The following is a 13,770-nucleotide window of genomic DNA, read 5'->3' on the forward strand; positions in this document are numbered from 1 at the left end:
ACCATTTCCGCTGTCCGCACGTGAAAACCGCTGCTTGCGATGTTCAAGTTCGGCACAAGGATGAACTTCACGCCGGCCGCTGGCGTGGTTGCAGGTCTTATAGATAATTTCTAAGAAAGGCGCCAGACCGACGAAGGGCGAAATCGGATTTTTTTATGAGGCAGGCCTCATCCTGCCAGAAGGCGACCATGATCAGGCTTGAAGCCGAAAATCTCTCAGCGCGTCGTGGCGAGGATCTGATTTTCGTTAATGTTTCCTTTAGGTTGAATGCCGGAGAGGCGCTGGTTCTGACAGGCCGAAACGGGTCTGGAAAGTCGACGCTTCTGCGCGTCGTCGCCGGTCTGCTTCGCCCGGAAACGGGGCAGGCGATCTGCGTGTCCGATGCCGTCGATGAGCCGCGTCCGGCCGGGGAATTCAGCCACTACCTCGGTCATCGCAACGGCATGAAGCGCGAATTGACCGTTGCGGAAAACCTTGCCTTCTGGAAGTCCTTCTTGGGTGATGCCATAGGCGGGATCGGTGCGAGCGTCGAAGAGGCCGCCGCCGAAGTGGGGCTCTCGGGGATCACCCACCTGCCCTATGGTTATCTTTCTGCGGGACAGCAGCGGCGCTTCGCCATGGCGCGGCTCCTCGTCGCTTACCGCCCGATCTGGATTCTCGACGAACCGACGGCCGCGCTCGATCGCAAGGCGGACGCGATGTTCGAAGAGCTCGTGCGTCGGCACCGACAGTCGGGAGGCATCGCTCTGGCCGCGACCCATCAGCCGCTCGGGATGGAGGGCGCCCAGACGCTCGAGATGCTGGGCTTCGAGGGTGTCGATCTGGAGTATTCCGCATGATGGCGCTGTTTCTCCGGGACCTGAAGCTCTCTGTCCGCGCCGGTGGCGGCGCGCTGATCGGCGTGCTCTTCTTCACCACAGTGGTCGCCGTCATTCCCTTCGGCGTCGGCCCCGATCTCAATCTTCTTTCGCGGATCGGACCTGCCATCGTCTGGATCGGGGCCCTGCTCTCTGCTTTGCTCGGGCTCGATCGCCTGTTCCAGGCAGAACGCGACGATGGTTCGCTCGACATCCTGCTGATGCAGGAAACACCGCTCGTGCTGACGGTGCTCGTCAAATGCCTGGCGCATTGGGTGGCGACCGGCCTGCCGCTCGTGATTGCCTCGCCGCTGCTCGGGCTCTTCATGAATATGGACGAGGTTGCGATCGGTGCCGTGATGCTGACGCTCCTGGTCGGTTCGCCGGCGATCACCTTCATCGGTGCAGCCGGTGCCGCTGTCGCCGTGGCACTCCCGCGCGGCGGTCTCCTGGTGTCGATCCTCGTTCTGCCGCTTGCCGTTCCCGTGCTGATCTTCGGTGTCAGCGCCTCCTATGCGGCGGTCGAGGATCCGGCACCCTTCCTGCCGCCTTTCCTCTTCCTGACGGCGATCACCCTTCTCTTTGCCGTGATCGGACCGGTGGGCGCGGCTGCTGCGCTTCGCAGTTCGGCCGACTGAGACATTTCGGCTTGACCAGGATCAATTGCAGGGCCGCTTGAGACAGGCTAGAACGTGCTATGACCGACAACAGCCTTGCCGTGACCAAAATCATCGACCTCGCCAACCCGACGCGATTCCTCGCTTTTGTCGAGCGGGTCCTGCCGTGGTTCGTCGGGCTGACCCTCGCGCTTTTCGTGGTAGGCCTCTATCTCGGCTTCACCTCCGAAACGGATTACCAGCAGGGCGACACCGTGCGCATCATGTATGTGCATGTGCCGGCCGCCTGGCTCTCGATGATGTGTTACTCCGTGATGGCGCTCTCGGCGATCGGCACGCTGGTCTGGCGTCATCCGCTGGCCGATGTCAGCCACAAGGCTGCCGCCCCGCTCGGCGCGGCCTTCACCCTGATTGCGCTGGTCACCGGCTCGCTTTGGGGCAAGCCGATGTGGGGCACCTGGTGGGTCTGGGATGCTCGCCTCACGTCGGTTTTCGTGCTGTTTTTGATGTATCTCGGCCTGATCGCGCTCAACCGCTCCATGGATGATCCGTCCAAGGCTGCGCGCGTCAGCGCCGTTCTCATCCTGGTCGGCTTCGTCAACATCCCGATCATCAAGTTCTCGGTCGACTGGTGGCACACACTGCACCAGCCCGCCAGCGTCATGCGGCTCGATGGTCCGACGATCCATCCGGAGTTTCTCTGGCCGCTTCTCATCATGGCGCTGGCCTTCACCCTCCTCTTCTTCACGCTGCACATGATGGCGATGCGCAACGAGATCTGGCGTCGTCGCGTCGGGGCACAGCGCCGCATGGCCGCTCGTCAGGCTGGCCGGGAGCATCAGGCATGACCCACGCCTTTTATGTCATCGGTTCCTATCTGCTGACGGCGGGGATCTGTCTTGGCTTGTCCGCCTGGGTCTATCTCGATGGTCGGGCGCGTCAGGCGGAGTTGAAGACGCTCGAAGCGCAGGGCGTCCGCCGCCGATCGGCATCGCCCTCCCAGGATGCAAACGCATGACGCAGCAGAGCGAACATGACGTGCCGGCGGCCAAGGGGCGTGCACGCTATCTGATCGCAGCCCTGCCGCTCGTCCTGTTTGGCGGGCTTGCCGCGGTCTTCATGACGCAGCTCCAGTCCGGCCGCGACGTCTCGGAAATCCCCTCGGCCCTCCTCGGCACGAAGGCACCTGCTCTTGAACTCGCGGCCCTCGATGGTTCCGAGCGGCCGGCACTGACCACCGCAGCGATCACCGGCAAGCTGACGCTGGTCAATGTGTTTGCGTCCTGGTGCGTGCCCTGCCGGCAGGAGCATCCGATGCTGCTGGAGCTCTCCAAGGATCCGCGCGTCAATGTGGTCGGGATCAACTACAAGGACCGCAACGACAATGCGCTGCGCTTCCTCGGCGAACTCGGCAACCCTTATGCCGCGATCGGCGTCGATCCGAACGGCAAGGCTGCGATCGACTGGGGTGTCTACGGCATTCCGGAAAGCTATCTCGTCGGCCCCGACGGCACGATCCTCTACAAGAAGGTCGGACCCTTCGACCCCGAGAGCTTTGAAACCCAGCTGATGCCGGCGATCGAAAAAGCGTTCGCCAACTGAGCCTTCTCGATCAGAGGGCTCCCTGCCAGGTCTTCACCGCCTCGATCGGCCAGACGAGCATGATGACGTTGAGCGTCAGGTTGTCCCGGATGATGAGAGCCGTCAGGATCTCGAAAGCGATCGCGATTGCGACGGTCAGCCAGACGGGCATGCGGGCTGCGAAGAAGAAGCCCGCAATCATCGAAACCATGTCCATCCCGGAATTGAGGATGCTGTCGCCGCTATAGCCGACTGCCATGGTGGCCTTCCGGTAGCGGTCGATCACGATCGGGGAGTTTTCCAGGATTTCCCAGCCCGCTTCGATGAGGGCTGCGAGCGCAAGCTTTGCCGTCAGCGGCTTCTTGCGCATCACCAGCCAGCCGAGCCCATAGAAGAGGAAGCCATGGATGATGTGCGAGGGCGTGTACCAGTCGAAGATGTGCTGCGAATTGCCCGGCGTGTTCACGCCCGCTTCGAAGAGCTTCACGTAGCCGCATTCGCAGATCCAGATGCGGCCCATCAGATACTGGGAGACGATCTGGACCAGGATGATGACGAAGGTCACCGCCAGCCAGAAACGCGTCGTTGAATGCTCGCCGCTCTGGCTGGTCGTCTCGGTCATTGCTCTTCCTTGTCTTCCAGCGAATGCTTCATTATCAGCGGCATCTGGGCCAGCGTGAAGAGGATGGTGATCGGCATCGTGCCCCAGACCTTGAAGCTCACCCAGACGTCATCGGAGAAATTGCGCCAGACGACCTCGTTCAGCACCGCGAGGAAGAGGAAGAAGATGCCCCAGCGGAGCGTCAGCTTTTTCCAGCCTTCCGCGTCGAGCTGGAAGGCGGCGTTGAAGACATAGCCCAGCAGCGAAGTGCCGAAGGCGAGGCCACCCAGCAGGACGACGCCAAAGAGCGTATTGACGATCGTCGGCTTCATCTTGATGAAGGTTTCGTCCTGCAGCCAGATCGACAACCCGCCGAAGACCAGGACCACGATGCCAGACACAAAAGGCATGACCGGCAGGTGCTTGAAGACGATCTTGGAGATGATCAGAGAGATGACCGTGGCGACCATGAAGAGGGCAGTCGCGATCAAAAGCGGTCCGCCGATCGCGGTCAGCTCCGGAAAGGTCTTGGCCAGCCATTCGCCGCGCAGGTTGCCGAAGAAGAAGATCAAGAGCGGTCCGAGTTCGAGCGCCATCTTCAGCAGAGGATTCTGCTTTTCAGCCTTGGACGCGTGGGTATCGGTGGATGTGTCCGACATGATGTCGTTCCCTAATGTTTCCGGCGCTCAGCGCGCGATGCCGGCAATGGCGCTGGCGAAGTCTTCTGCCTCGAAGGGTTCGAGGTCGTCGATGCCTTCGCCGACGCCGATGAAATAGACGGGCAGCTTGTGCTTGGCGGCGATGGCAACCAGAATGCCGCCGCGCGCCGTGCCGTCGAGTTTGGTCATGATCAGGCCGTTGACGCCCGCGACGTTGCGGAAGATCTCGACCTGCTGCAGGGCATTCTGGCCCGTCGTCGCATCGAGTGTCTGCAGCACGGTATGCGGTGCATCCGGATCGAGCTTGCCGAGAACGCGGACGATCTTTTCCAGTTCCGCCATCAGTTCCGCCTTGTTCTGCAGTCGGCCGGCGGTGTCGATGATCAGCACGTCGGATTTTTCCGCCTTGGCGCGCTCGAAGGCTTCATAGGCGAGGCCGGCTGCGTCGGCGCCGAGCTTGGTGCCGATGAAGGTCGAGCCGGTGCGATCGGCCCAGATCTTCAGCTGTTCGATGGCGGCTGCACGGAAGGTATCGCCGGCGGCGAGCATCACCTTCAGGCCGGAGCCTGAAAGCTTGGCGGCGAGCTTGCCGATGGTCGTCGTCTTGCCGGTGCCGTTGACGCCGACAACCAGGATGACATGCGGCTTGTGGCTGAGATCGAGCGCGAGAGGCTTGGCCACTGGCTTCAGCACCTTGACGATCTCGGTCGCCATGATCTTGGTGACGTCCTCGCCGGTCACATCCTTGCCATAGCGCTCGGAAGCCAGCGTGTCGGTGACGCGCAGCGCGGTTTCGACGCCGAGGTCGGCCTGGATCAGCAGATCTTCCAGTTCCTCCAGCGTTTGGTCATCCAGCTTGCGCTTCAAGAAAAGGGCGGAGATCTGGCCCGTCAGCTGCGAGGAGGTGCGGAAAAGGCCGGCTTTCAGGCGCTGGAACCAGCTCAGCTTTTCGGCAGGCGCTGGCGCCTCGGGTTCGTGCGCACGCGCCTCAGCGGTGGCGAAACCCTTGGGCAATACTGGGACAACAGGTTCGGTTGCGGACGCGGTGACGGCCGCTGGCTCTTCCTCTGGTGCCGCTTCGCTCGCCGGGATTTCCTGAACCGAAGCGTCTTCAGCCTCTTCCTCGGCTTCCGCCTCGAGCAATTCGAGCGGCACCATGGAGAGATCGTCCGGCGACAGGTCATCCGCCGGCCCGCCTGCCGTTTCCATTTCCTCGGCGAGAACCGGGTCCTCGGCGACGGGCAAATCTTCGTCGCGACCCCTCGGCTCGCTTTCGGCCGAGATCGCAGCCTTTTCCTCGGCCGTCAGCTCCGCCGGCGCACCGGGCGCTTCTGCGGGCTTCTCCTTACCGAAGGTGAAGACTTTCTTGATGAAGCCGAGGGCCATGGTCACTCTATTCCGTCTGTCAGGCAGCCGCGCTTGCCGCTGCCGATGCAATCGTCAGATGGCGACCGTTATGGCCGCCAATCGAGACCTCGATGAGGCTGCCGGGTGTCATGCCGGGCGCTGCAACGAGGGTGAAGTCTTCCGTATGCGCCATTTCGTTGCGCTCGACCTGCAGCTTCTGCCGGGTCCCAACACGGGAGGTTAGATGGATAGCCTGCAATCTTTCAGCCACCGCGCGGAGGTCCGCCGCGCGTGCCTTGACGAGCGCTCGGTCGAGCTGCGGCATGCGGGCTGCCGGCGTGCCGGGGCGGGGGCTGAAGGGAAAGACATGCAAATGCGCGATGCCGATCTCCTCGGCCAGGCGCGCTGAGTTTGCCGCCATCTCCTCGGTCTCCGTCGGAAAACCGGCGATCATGTCGGCACCAAAGGCAAAGCCGGGGCGCAAGCGCTGGACCTGTTCGGCAAAGGCAATGGCATCGGCGCGGGAATGCCGGCGCTTCATGCGCTTCAGGATCATGTCGTCGCCATGCTGCAGCGACAGATGCAGATGCGGCATGAAACGCGGCTCGTCTGCAATCAGGTCGAAGAGATGGCTGTCCGCCTCGATGCTGTCGATCGAAGAGAGGCGCAGACGCAGGATTTCCGGCACCTGCTTCAGAAGCGTCTTCGCGAGAAGGCCAAGCGTCGGATTGCCGGGCAGGTCCGCGCCATAACTCGTCGCATCCACCCCGGTCAGCACCACCTCGCGATAACCGTTCTCAACGAGCTTGCGCGCCTGCTCGACGACGGCGCCCATCGGCACGGAGCGCGAATTGCCGCGGCCATAGGGGATAATGCAGAAGGTGCAACGGTGGTCACAGCCATTCTGCACCTGGAGGAAACCGCGCACATGGCGGTCGATATGCGCCACCATCTGCGGTGCCGTCTCGGTCACGCTCATGATGTCGTTGACGGCAATCTTTTCTTCCGCCGAGACTCCGAAATCCGGCAGGCGGCGATAATGCTCGGCCTTCAGCTTTTCCTCGTTGCCGAGGACAGCGTCGACCTCTGGCATATCAGCGAAGTTTTGCGCTTCTGTCTGGGCAGCACAGCCGGTGACGATGATGCGGGCCTCAGGGTTTTCCCGGCGTGCCCGGCGGATCGCCTGCCTTGCCTGGCGCACGGCCTCCGAGGTGACCGCACAGGTGTTGACGAGGATCGCGTTGTCGAGGCCGGCCTTGGCGGCTTCGGCCTTCATGACTTCGGATTCATAGGTGTTGAGGCGACAGCCGAAGGTGATGACTTCGACGGCGCCTTTTCGCTCAGGCGTCACGGGGTGGCGGCCTCTGCCTGCCCGCTCTCGTCACGCTGCCAGTCACCGGTGGCTGGATCAACCGTGCCGGACCATTCCCATTCGGCAGGGCCGGTCATGACGACCTTGTCGTCGGCGCGCCAGTCGATGGTGAGCGTGCCGCGATTGGGGCTCGAGGCGACCGTGATGGTCACCTTGCGCTCGGTGCGGCCGGTACGCGCAGCGGAAACGCCGGCCGCACAGGCGGCAGAGCCGCAGGCGAGCGTCAGGCCAGCGCCACGTTCCCAAGTGCGCGTCACCATGGTTGTTTTCGATGTGACGTGGGCGAGGGTGATATTGGCCTTTTCCGGGAAGATCGGATGGTTTTCGAGCAGTGGTCCGAAGCGCTCCAGGTCGTAGGTCATCGGATCGCGATCGACCCAGAACACAGCATGGGGATTGCCCATAGACATGGCCGAGGGTGAATGCAGGATCGGCGCGTCAATCGGGCCGATCTGCAGCTCGATGCGGCTGGTATCGTGGAATTCTTCCGAGAGCGGGATCTTGTCCCAGGCAAAGACCGGCTTGCCCATGTCGACGGAGATCGTGCCATCCGGATGTTCGACGGCATTCAGGATGCCGGCGATGGTCTGGAAGGTGAAGCTCTTGCGACCGGTTTCGCTGGCGAGTGCCTGCACCACGCAGCGGGTGCCGTTGCCGCAGGCCTGGGCCTTCGAGCCGTCGCAGTTCAGGATGTCGATATAGGCGTCCGTACCATCCACCTTGGGATCATGGATCGCCATGATCTGGTCGAAGGCGGTGGCGGGATCGGCGGCAAGCGCGACTGCGGCAGCCGGGGTCACCCGGTCAGTGCGACCGCGCATGTCAATGACGAGGATCTTGTTGCCAAGCCCGTTCATCCTCGCGAATTCGACCCGATCCGACATCGTCACTCCAGAAAGCTGCATTTTCAGTCTATATGGCGGAAATGCAGCCGAATTACCAGTGGAGCGGCTTAAACCGTGCATGCCTGGTCAACGCCAGCGCTCGGTCACATCAAGCCATTCCCGGGTTCGCGCCTCGGGATCGGCATGCAAGGTGATGTCGGTGACGACGGCCGCACTGTCGGCACCTGCTGCAAAGACACCGGGAAGCCGGTCGGGTCGAAGACCGCCAATCGCGACCAAGGGCAGGGGGGCGATCTTTTCGTTCCACACTGTCAGCCGTTCCAGGCCCTGCGGCGCCCAGGGCATCTTCTTCAGGATCGTCGGATAGACAGGGCCGAGGGCGACATAGTCAGGTTTGGCGGCGAGCGCCGTTTCGAGTTCCGCCTCGTCATGGGTCGAGAGGCCGAGCTTCAGGCCCGCGCTGCGGATCGCCGCGAGGTCTGCCGTTGCCAGATCCTCCTGGCCGAGATGGACGAAGTCGCAGGCCTCGTCGATGGCGATCTGCCAGAAGTCGTTGATGATCAACTGGCAGCCATGGTCGGCACAGCATTGCCGGGCGCGGCGAAGGTGCTGGCGAAGCACACTTTCCTCAGCTTCCTTCATCCGCAGCTGCACCAGCTTGACCCCCAGCGGCACAAGCCGCTCGATCCAGTCGGCACTGTCGACGATGAGGTAGAAGGGATCGAGCTTCATGCGAAGACCCCTTTGCCGATGACGGGGGTGGATGGCACGGCCATGTCGCGCGGCTCCAGCATCCCGGCGTGATACGCGGCATGTCCTGCCTCGATCGCCTTGGCAAAGGCCTCTGCCATATCACCCGGAGCGCCGGCCGAGGCAACGGCTGTGTTGAGCAGCACGGCGTCATAGCCGAGTTCCATCACCGCTGTCGCGTGGGAGGGACGACCGATGCCGGCATCGACGATCAGCGGCACGCCTTGAAATTCCGCCCGCATGGATTTGAGTGCCGGCAGATTCTGCGGCCCCATGGCGCTGCCGATCGGCGCACACCAGGGCATCAACACCCGGCATCCGGCGGCGAGCAGCTTTTCCCCGACCACCAGATCGTCTGTCGTATAGGGGAAGACCTCGAAGCCCTCGGAACTAAGGATCTTCGCCGCTTCCACCAATTCGAAAACGTGAGGCTGCAGCGTGTCGTGATGGCCGATCACCTCGAGCTTGATCCAGGTGGTGCCGAAGACCTCCCGCGCCATCTTTGCCGTCAGCACCGCCTCGCGGGCGCTGTGGCAGCCGGCGGTGTTGGGCAGGACGTGCACACCGAGGTCGCGGATCAGCTGGAAGAAGGCCCCACCCGCCTTGCCGCCTGCGGTCTCCCGGCGAAGTGAGACGGTGGCGATCTCGGTCTTCGATCGCCGCACGGCCTCTGCGAGCACCGCAGGCGACGGGTAGCGTGCGGTGCCGAGCAGGAGGCGTGAGGAGACGGTCTTGCCGTAGAGTTCGAGTGTCATCTCAGCCTCCCTGCATGGGCGAAAGGATCTCGATCCGGTCGCCTTCTTTCAAAGGATGGGCGGCGCGCTCTTCGCGGTGGACCAGGTCGCCGTTGACGGCGGTGGCCAGCCAGTCGCCCTCGTAGTCGAGCTTTGCCAGCAAATCGGCGAGGTTGCCTGCATCGAGCTCCAGGGCTTCTCCGTTGACCGTGAGCTTCATGCGCTCCTCCTTCTCTCAGATGCGTGCGTGGTCGTCAGCCTGTCCGCCGCCTCACGCGCCAGTGCCGGGGCTAGCAGAAAGCCGTGGCGATGCATGCCGGCCACGGCCAGGCCTTCGGCGGTTTCGACGAGGCGGGGCACATTGTCCGGGAAAGCCGGGCGGATGCCGGTGCCGGTTTCCACGATGCGCGCCTCGGCAAAGGCCGGGTGCAGCGCATAGGCGGTATTCAGCAGTTCCATCATCGAACGCGCCGTGATCGGCCCGTCATCCTCAGCCTCGATCATGGTCGCACCCAGCATGAACAGCCCGTTGCCGCGCGGCACGATGTAGAGAGGGTGGCGGGGGTGCAGGAGCCGCACGGGACGGGAGAGGGTGACCTCAGCCGTTTCCAGATAGAGCATCTCCCCGCGCACGCCGCGCAGTCCTTCGATCTCACCGATCGCCTGCGGCCCCCGGCAATCTACGACGCTCACATAGTCTCCCGCATCGCCGGGCTCCTCCCCGAAACGGAAGGACACACCCAGCTGCCGGGCCGCCTGATAAAGACCCCGAAGAGCCTTGCGAGGATCAAGATGCGCCTCTTCTGAGAAGAAGAGTCCGGTTGCGAAACGCCCGGCGAGATCGGGCTCAAGCTCTGCGATCTCGTCCTCGCCCAGCCAGCGATGGCCTCGCGTGCGGGTCGCAAAGCGCTTGAGGTCGGCGAGATCGCGGGGATTGGCCAGCACAAGCGTTCCCTGGCGTCGGACGAGACCGGGCACGGCCTCGTCCCACCAGTCGGCAGCGGAAAGGCCTGATGCCAGCACGATCTCTTCGGCCGCCTCCCGCTCGCAATAGGGAGCGAGCATGCCGCCCGCCCAATGGGAGGCGCCAAGCCCGATATCGGCCCGTCGCTCCACGACCTCGACGGCGATACCCCTGCGTGCCAGTTCCAGCGCCGTCGCGAGCCCCGCGACACCGGCGCCCTTCACGAGAACGGTCATGGCCGCGCTCCCGTTTCGAGCGCCGCGACCTCGTCCGCCGTCATGTAGAGATCGCCGCCGGCCCGGTATTTCTCCGCCATGGCGGTCAGCCCCTCCTTCTGGGCCTCGGCGCGGATGTCGTGCGAGATGCGCATCGAGCAGAATTTCGGGCCGCACATCGAGCAGAAATGCGCGACCTTGTGCGCCTCCTTCGGCAGCGTTTCGTCATGCATGGAGCGCGCGGTTTCCGGGTCGAGCGACAGGTTGAACTGGTCTTCCCAACGGAACTCGAAGCGGGCACGGCTGAGTGCATCGTCGCGCAGCTGCGCTGCCGGATGCCCCTTGGCGAGATCGGCGGCGTGCGCTGCGATCTTGTAGGTGATGACACCCACCTTGACGTCGTCGCGGTCGGGCAGGCCCAGATGCTCCTTCGGCGTGACATAGCAAAGCATGGCCGTGCCGAACCAGCCGATCATCGCTGCCCCGATGCCGGAGGTGATGTGGTCGTAGCCGGGTGCAATATCCGTCGTCAGCGGCCCCAGCGTATAGAAGGGGGCCTCGCCGCAGGTCTTCAGCTGCTTGTCCATGTTCTCCTTGATCTTGTGCATGGGAACATGGCCGGGGCCCTCGATCATCACCTGGCAATCCTTGTCCCAGGCAATCTTGGTCAGCTCACCCAGCGTCTCCAGTTCGGCAAACTGGGCGGCATCATTGGCATCGGCAATCGAGCCGGGGCGCAAGCCATCGCCGAGCGAGAAGGAGACGTCGTAAGCGCGGCAGATGTCGCAGATTTCCTCGAAATGCTCGTAGAGGAAACTCTCCTTGTGATGATGCAGACACCACTTGGCCATGATCGAGCCGCCGCGCGAGACGATGCCGGTCACGCGGTTGACGGTGAGCGGGATGTAAGCCAGCCGCACCCCGGCATGGATGGTGAAATAGTCGACGCCCTGTTCGGCCTGCTCGATCAGCGTGTCGCGATAGACCTCCCAGGTCAGGTCCTCGGCGATGCCGCCGACCTTTTCCAGCGCCTGGTAGAGCGGCACGGTGCCGATCGGCACGGGCGAATTGCGGATGATCCAGTCACGGATGTTGTGAATGTTGCGGCCGGTCGAGAGATCCATGACCGTGTCGGCGCCCCAGCGGATCGCCCAGACCATCTTATCGACTTCCTCGGCCATGGAAGAGGTGACGGCGGAATTGCCGATATTGGCGTTGATCTTCACCAGGAAATTCCGGCCGATGATGACAGGCTCCAGTTCCGGATGGTTGATGTTGGCGGGGATGATCGCCCGTCCCTGGGCGATCTCCTGGCGGACGAATTCCGGCGTCACGTGATCGGGGATCGCCGCGCCGAAGCTTTCGCCGTCCCGGACGAGCGCTTCCTTCACGGCCTTGCGGCCGAGGTTTTCGCGGATTGCCACATATTCCATTTCCGGCGTGATGATGCCGGCGCGGGCATAGGCAAGCTGCGTCACGGCCTTGCCGCCCGTTGCGCGAAGCGGCTGATGATTCACGGGAAACATCGGCGTCAGCTTGTCGGAGGAGACGAAGCCGTTGTCCTCGGGTTTGACCGCGCGGCCGTCATATGCCTCGACATCGCCGCGTGCCTTAACCCAGGCTGTCCGGTGCCGGGCAAGCCCCTGATCGATGGCGATGGTCGCCTGCGGGTCGGTATAGGGACCCGACGCGTCATAGACATTCACAGGTGGTTCGCCGGAGGTCGGGTGCAGCGCGATCTGGCGCAGGGGCACGCGGATATCCGGGTGCATGTCGCCTGCCAAGAAGATCTTGGTCGAGGCGGGAAGCGGCCCGGTGGTGACGTCGGGCTTTGAGAAGTTAGGGGCAATGTTCATCGTGGAGCTCCAAGTGTTCAGGTTGGAGACCCAGTCATGTCAGCCGGAATGATGGAAAGACGCCACGAGATTCGGGTTTTCGAATCGTCGTTTAGCAGCGCTCGCACCGTCCCTACGCCAGTATGAACTGGATCAGGTTCAACGGGTCACCGCGCTGCCATTTCGGCGTAGCGATATCTCAGCCCCTTGTCGGGACACCCCTGGTGAATGCGTGAAGTGTGGTCAAAAGCGGTCCCGCTGTCAACGCGGGAGGCAACATTCAGGCGCCGGCGCGCGGCACCTCGAACTGCTGGCCCGGTCGCAATCCCTTGAAGCGGTCGTTGCCGATACCCGCTGCCGACATGGCCGTAACCAGCGCCTTTGGCGGATCGTCGATGCCTTCATTGGTCAGCTGGAAGGTGCCGAAATGGTGGCCGATGCCGAAGGATGCACCGCTCAAGCGGAAGCCTTCGATCGCCTCTTCCGGGTTCTGGTGCTGCGCCTTCATGAACCAGCGCGGCTCGTAGGCGCCGATCGGCATGATGGCGAGCCTGATGTCGCCGTGCTTGGCCTTGAGCTCGCGATAATGCTTGCCCTCGGCATAGCCGGTGTCACCGATATGGTAGATCTTGCCGCCCGGTGTCTCCAGAACGAAGGCCGCCCAGAGCGCCATCCGGCGGTCGCCCATGCCGCGCGCCGACCAGTGGTGGCAGGGCTCGCAATGGATGATGACGTCGTTGCCGATCTTGAGCCGGTCGCCCCAGTCCATGACGTCAGCCTTCAACCGAGGCACGTCGCTGCGGATGATTGTGTCGTTGCCGAGCGGCGTGACGAGGCGCGGACTGTCGCGCTCGATGAGCCGCTTCAGGGTCGCGATGTCCAGATGGTCGTAGTGACTGTGCGTGACGATCACGATGTCGATCTTCGGCAGATCGTCGAAAGCGACACCCGGCGGATTGTTGCGCTTCGGCCCGGCAAAGGAGACGGGGCTTGCCCGTTCCGACCAGACCGGATCGGTCAGGATGTTCAGCCCCGCCGTCTGGATGAGAAGCGTCGCATGGCCGACCATGGTGACGACCAGTCGGCTCCCTTCGACACGCGGCTCCGGCCTGGTCGTGACGAAATCGGCCGCAGCCACGGCCTTTGGCCAGTCGATCTTGCCGCCGCCGAGCTGCCAGCGCAGGAGGTCGGTGAAGCCGCGGGGCTCTTCGCCGCCCGGGTTGAAGAACACCTTCCCGTCGAAATGGTCCGAAATCGGACCCGAGTAATAGCGATTGCCCGCCTGCGCTTCGCGCATGCCGAGACCTCCGATTGCGGCGGCAACGACACCGAAGCCTGACCATTTGAGAAAGCTGCGTCTGTTCATGGCTTACCCATATGTGGTTTTGCCGGT

16 protein-coding genes and 1 riboswitch are annotated in these 13,770 nt (G+C 63.2%); of the genes, 5 read left to right on the forward strand and 11 right to left on the reverse strand.

The window, feature by feature from the left end; genetic code table 11:
- Window positions 1-191: 191 nt before the first annotated feature.
- Genes ccmA through FAA86_RS06635 form a run of 5 tightly spaced genes read left to right on the forward strand, consistent with a single transcriptional unit; the run spans window position 192 to window position 3,076 of the window.
- The gene (gene ccmA, locus FAA86_RS06615; RefSeq protein WP_136539692.1) at window positions 192-839 is read left to right on the forward strand and encodes a heme ABC exporter ATP-binding protein CcmA; all 648 of its coding nucleotides are present in this window, start codon (window positions 192-194) and stop codon (window positions 837-839) included.
- On the forward strand, window positions 836-1,495 hold the full coding sequence (ccmB, locus tag FAA86_RS06620) for a heme exporter protein CcmB (protein ID WP_113377858.1): 660 nt from the start codon (window positions 836-838) through the stop codon (window positions 1,493-1,495). Before ccmA ends, ccmB begins: the two co-directional genes overlap by 4 nt.
- A 59-nt stretch (window positions 1,496-1,554) precedes the next feature.
- The gene (locus tag FAA86_RS06625) at window positions 1,555-2,322 is read left to right on the forward strand and encodes a heme ABC transporter permease (RefSeq protein ID WP_136539184.1); all 768 of its coding nucleotides are present in this window, start codon (window positions 1,555-1,557) and stop codon (window positions 2,320-2,322) included.
- Window positions 2,319-2,492, forward strand: coding sequence for a heme exporter protein CcmD (ccmD, locus tag FAA86_RS06630; protein ID WP_136539186.1), 174 nt, complete (start codon window positions 2,319-2,321; stop codon window positions 2,490-2,492). Before FAA86_RS06625 ends, ccmD begins: the two co-directional genes overlap by 4 nt.
- Window positions 2,489-3,076 (forward strand): DsbE family thiol:disulfide interchange protein, encoded by a 588-nt coding sequence (locus tag FAA86_RS06635; protein WP_136539188.1) that lies wholly within the window; start codon window positions 2,489-2,491, stop codon window positions 3,074-3,076. The genes ccmD and FAA86_RS06635 overlap by 4 nt, the downstream gene beginning before the upstream one ends.
- 10 nt (window positions 3,077-3,086) lie before the next feature.
- On the opposite strand, the gene FAA86_RS06640 is transcribed toward FAA86_RS06635, so the two are convergent.
- The 11 genes from FAA86_RS06640 to FAA86_RS06690 all read right to left on the reverse strand — a co-directional run bounded on the left by FAA86_RS06640 (window position 3,087) and on the right by FAA86_RS06690 (window position 13,743).
- On the reverse strand, window positions 3,087-3,677 hold the full coding sequence (locus FAA86_RS06640) for a DUF2585 domain-containing protein (protein ID WP_136539190.1): 591 nt from the start codon (window positions 3,675-3,677) through the stop codon (window positions 3,087-3,089).
- Window positions 3,674-4,315: a septation protein A gene (locus FAA86_RS06645; protein WP_113459084.1), complete on the reverse strand. Its 642-nt coding sequence runs from the start codon at window positions 4,313-4,315 to the stop codon at window positions 3,674-3,676. The genes FAA86_RS06640 and FAA86_RS06645 overlap by 4 nt, the downstream gene beginning before the upstream one ends.
- Window positions 4,316-4,342: 27 nt before the next feature.
- Complete coding sequence (gene ftsY, locus FAA86_RS06650) at window positions 4,343-5,701, reverse strand: signal recognition particle-docking protein FtsY (protein WP_136539694.1); 1,359 nt, start codon at window positions 5,699-5,701, stop codon at window positions 4,343-4,345.
- A gap of 19 nt (window positions 5,702-5,720) precedes the next feature.
- On the reverse strand, window positions 5,721-7,013 hold the full coding sequence (gene mtaB, locus FAA86_RS06655) for a tRNA (N(6)-L-threonylcarbamoyladenosine(37)-C(2))-methylthiotransferase MtaB (protein ID WP_136539192.1): 1,293 nt from the start codon (window positions 7,011-7,013) through the stop codon (window positions 5,721-5,723).
- The gene (dapF, locus tag FAA86_RS06660; protein ID WP_136539194.1) at window positions 7,010-7,918 is read right to left on the reverse strand and encodes a diaminopimelate epimerase; all 909 of its coding nucleotides are present in this window, start codon (window positions 7,916-7,918) and stop codon (window positions 7,010-7,012) included. Before dapF ends, mtaB begins: the two co-directional genes overlap by 4 nt.
- 87 nt (window positions 7,919-8,005) lie before the next feature.
- The gene (locus FAA86_RS06665) at window positions 8,006-8,611 is read right to left on the reverse strand and encodes a thiamine phosphate synthase (RefSeq protein ID WP_136539196.1); all 606 of its coding nucleotides are present in this window, start codon (window positions 8,609-8,611) and stop codon (window positions 8,006-8,008) included.
- Window positions 8,608-9,384, reverse strand: a complete 777-nt coding sequence (locus tag FAA86_RS06670) for a thiazole synthase (RefSeq protein WP_136539198.1) — start codon at window positions 9,382-9,384, stop codon at window positions 8,608-8,610. The genes FAA86_RS06665 and FAA86_RS06670 overlap by 4 nt, the downstream gene beginning before the upstream one ends.
- Window position 9,385: 1 nt before the next feature.
- Window positions 9,386-9,583, reverse strand: a complete 198-nt coding sequence (thiS, locus tag FAA86_RS06675) for a sulfur carrier protein ThiS (protein WP_120278427.1) — start codon at window positions 9,581-9,583, stop codon at window positions 9,386-9,388.
- On the reverse strand, window positions 9,580-10,563 hold the full coding sequence (thiO, locus tag FAA86_RS06680) for a glycine oxidase ThiO (RefSeq protein ID WP_136539200.1): 984 nt from the start codon (window positions 10,561-10,563) through the stop codon (window positions 9,580-9,582). The genes thiS and thiO overlap by 4 nt, the downstream gene beginning before the upstream one ends.
- On the reverse strand, window positions 10,560-12,398 hold the full coding sequence (gene thiC, locus FAA86_RS06685; RefSeq protein ID WP_136539202.1) for a phosphomethylpyrimidine synthase ThiC: 1,839 nt from the start codon (window positions 12,396-12,398) through the stop codon (window positions 10,560-10,562). The genes thiO and thiC overlap by 4 nt, the downstream gene beginning before the upstream one ends.
- Before the next feature lie 91 nt (window positions 12,399-12,489).
- Window positions 12,490-12,610, reverse strand: a riboswitch (TPP riboswitch).
- Between the two features lie 47 nt (window positions 12,611-12,657).
- Window positions 12,658-13,743, reverse strand: coding sequence for an MBL fold metallo-hydrolase (locus FAA86_RS06690; protein WP_136539204.1), 1,086 nt, complete (start codon window positions 13,741-13,743; stop codon window positions 12,658-12,660).
- Window positions 13,744-13,770: the final 27 nt, after the last annotated feature.

The organism is Rhizobium rosettiformans W3 (assembly GCF_004912135.1).
Classification (GTDB): domain Bacteria; phylum Pseudomonadota; class Alphaproteobacteria; order Rhizobiales; family Rhizobiaceae; genus Allorhizobium; species Allorhizobium rosettiformans.

What these genes read in the sequence shown, in the direction of transcription:
- ccmB (WP_113377858.1), top strand. Translation starts at nt 836, where the DNA reads ATGATGGCGCTGTTTCTCCGGGACCTGAAGCTCTCTGTCCGCGCCGGT.
- FAA86_RS06625 (WP_136539184.1), top strand. Translation starts at nt 1,555, where the DNA reads ATGACCGACAACAGCCTTGCCGTGACCAAAATCATCGACCTCGCCAAC.
- ccmD (WP_136539186.1), top strand. Translation starts at nt 2,319, where the DNA reads ATGACCCACGCCTTTTATGTCATCGGTTCCTATCTGCTGACGGCGGGG.
- FAA86_RS06635 (WP_136539188.1), top strand. Translation starts at nt 2,489, where the DNA reads ATGACGCAGCAGAGCGAACATGACGTGCCGGCGGCCAAGGGGCGTGCA.
- FAA86_RS06640 (WP_136539190.1), bottom strand. Translation starts at nt 3,677, where the DNA reads ATGACCGAGACGACCAGCCAGAGCGGCGAGCATTCAACGACGCGTTTC.
- FAA86_RS06645 (WP_113459084.1), bottom strand. Translation starts at nt 4,315, where the DNA reads ATGTCGGACACATCCACCGATACCCACGCGTCCAAGGCTGAAAAGCAG.
- ftsY (WP_136539694.1), bottom strand. Translation starts at nt 5,701, where the DNA reads ATGGCCCTCGGCTTCATCAAGAAAGTCTTCACCTTCGGTAAGGAGAAG.
- dapF (WP_136539194.1), bottom strand. Translation starts at nt 7,918, where the DNA reads ATGTCGGATCGGGTCGAATTCGCGAGGATGAACGGGCTTGGCAACAAG.
- FAA86_RS06665 (WP_136539196.1), bottom strand. Translation starts at nt 8,611, where the DNA reads ATGAAGCTCGATCCCTTCTACCTCATCGTCGACAGTGCCGACTGGATC.
- FAA86_RS06670 (WP_136539198.1), bottom strand. Translation starts at nt 9,384, where the DNA reads ATGACACTCGAACTCTACGGCAAGACCGTCTCCTCACGCCTCCTGCTC.
- thiS (WP_120278427.1), bottom strand. Translation starts at nt 9,583, where the DNA reads ATGAAGCTCACGGTCAACGGAGAAGCCCTGGAGCTCGATGCAGGCAAC.
- thiO (WP_136539200.1), bottom strand. Translation starts at nt 10,563, where the DNA reads ATGACCGTTCTCGTGAAGGGCGCCGGTGTCGCGGGGCTCGCGACGGCG.
- thiC (WP_136539202.1), bottom strand. Translation starts at nt 12,398, where the DNA reads ATGAACATTGCCCCTAACTTCTCAAAGCCCGACGTCACCACCGGGCCG.
- FAA86_RS06690 (WP_136539204.1), bottom strand. Translation starts at nt 13,743, where the DNA reads ATGAACAGACGCAGCTTTCTCAAATGGTCAGGCTTCGGTGTCGTTGCC.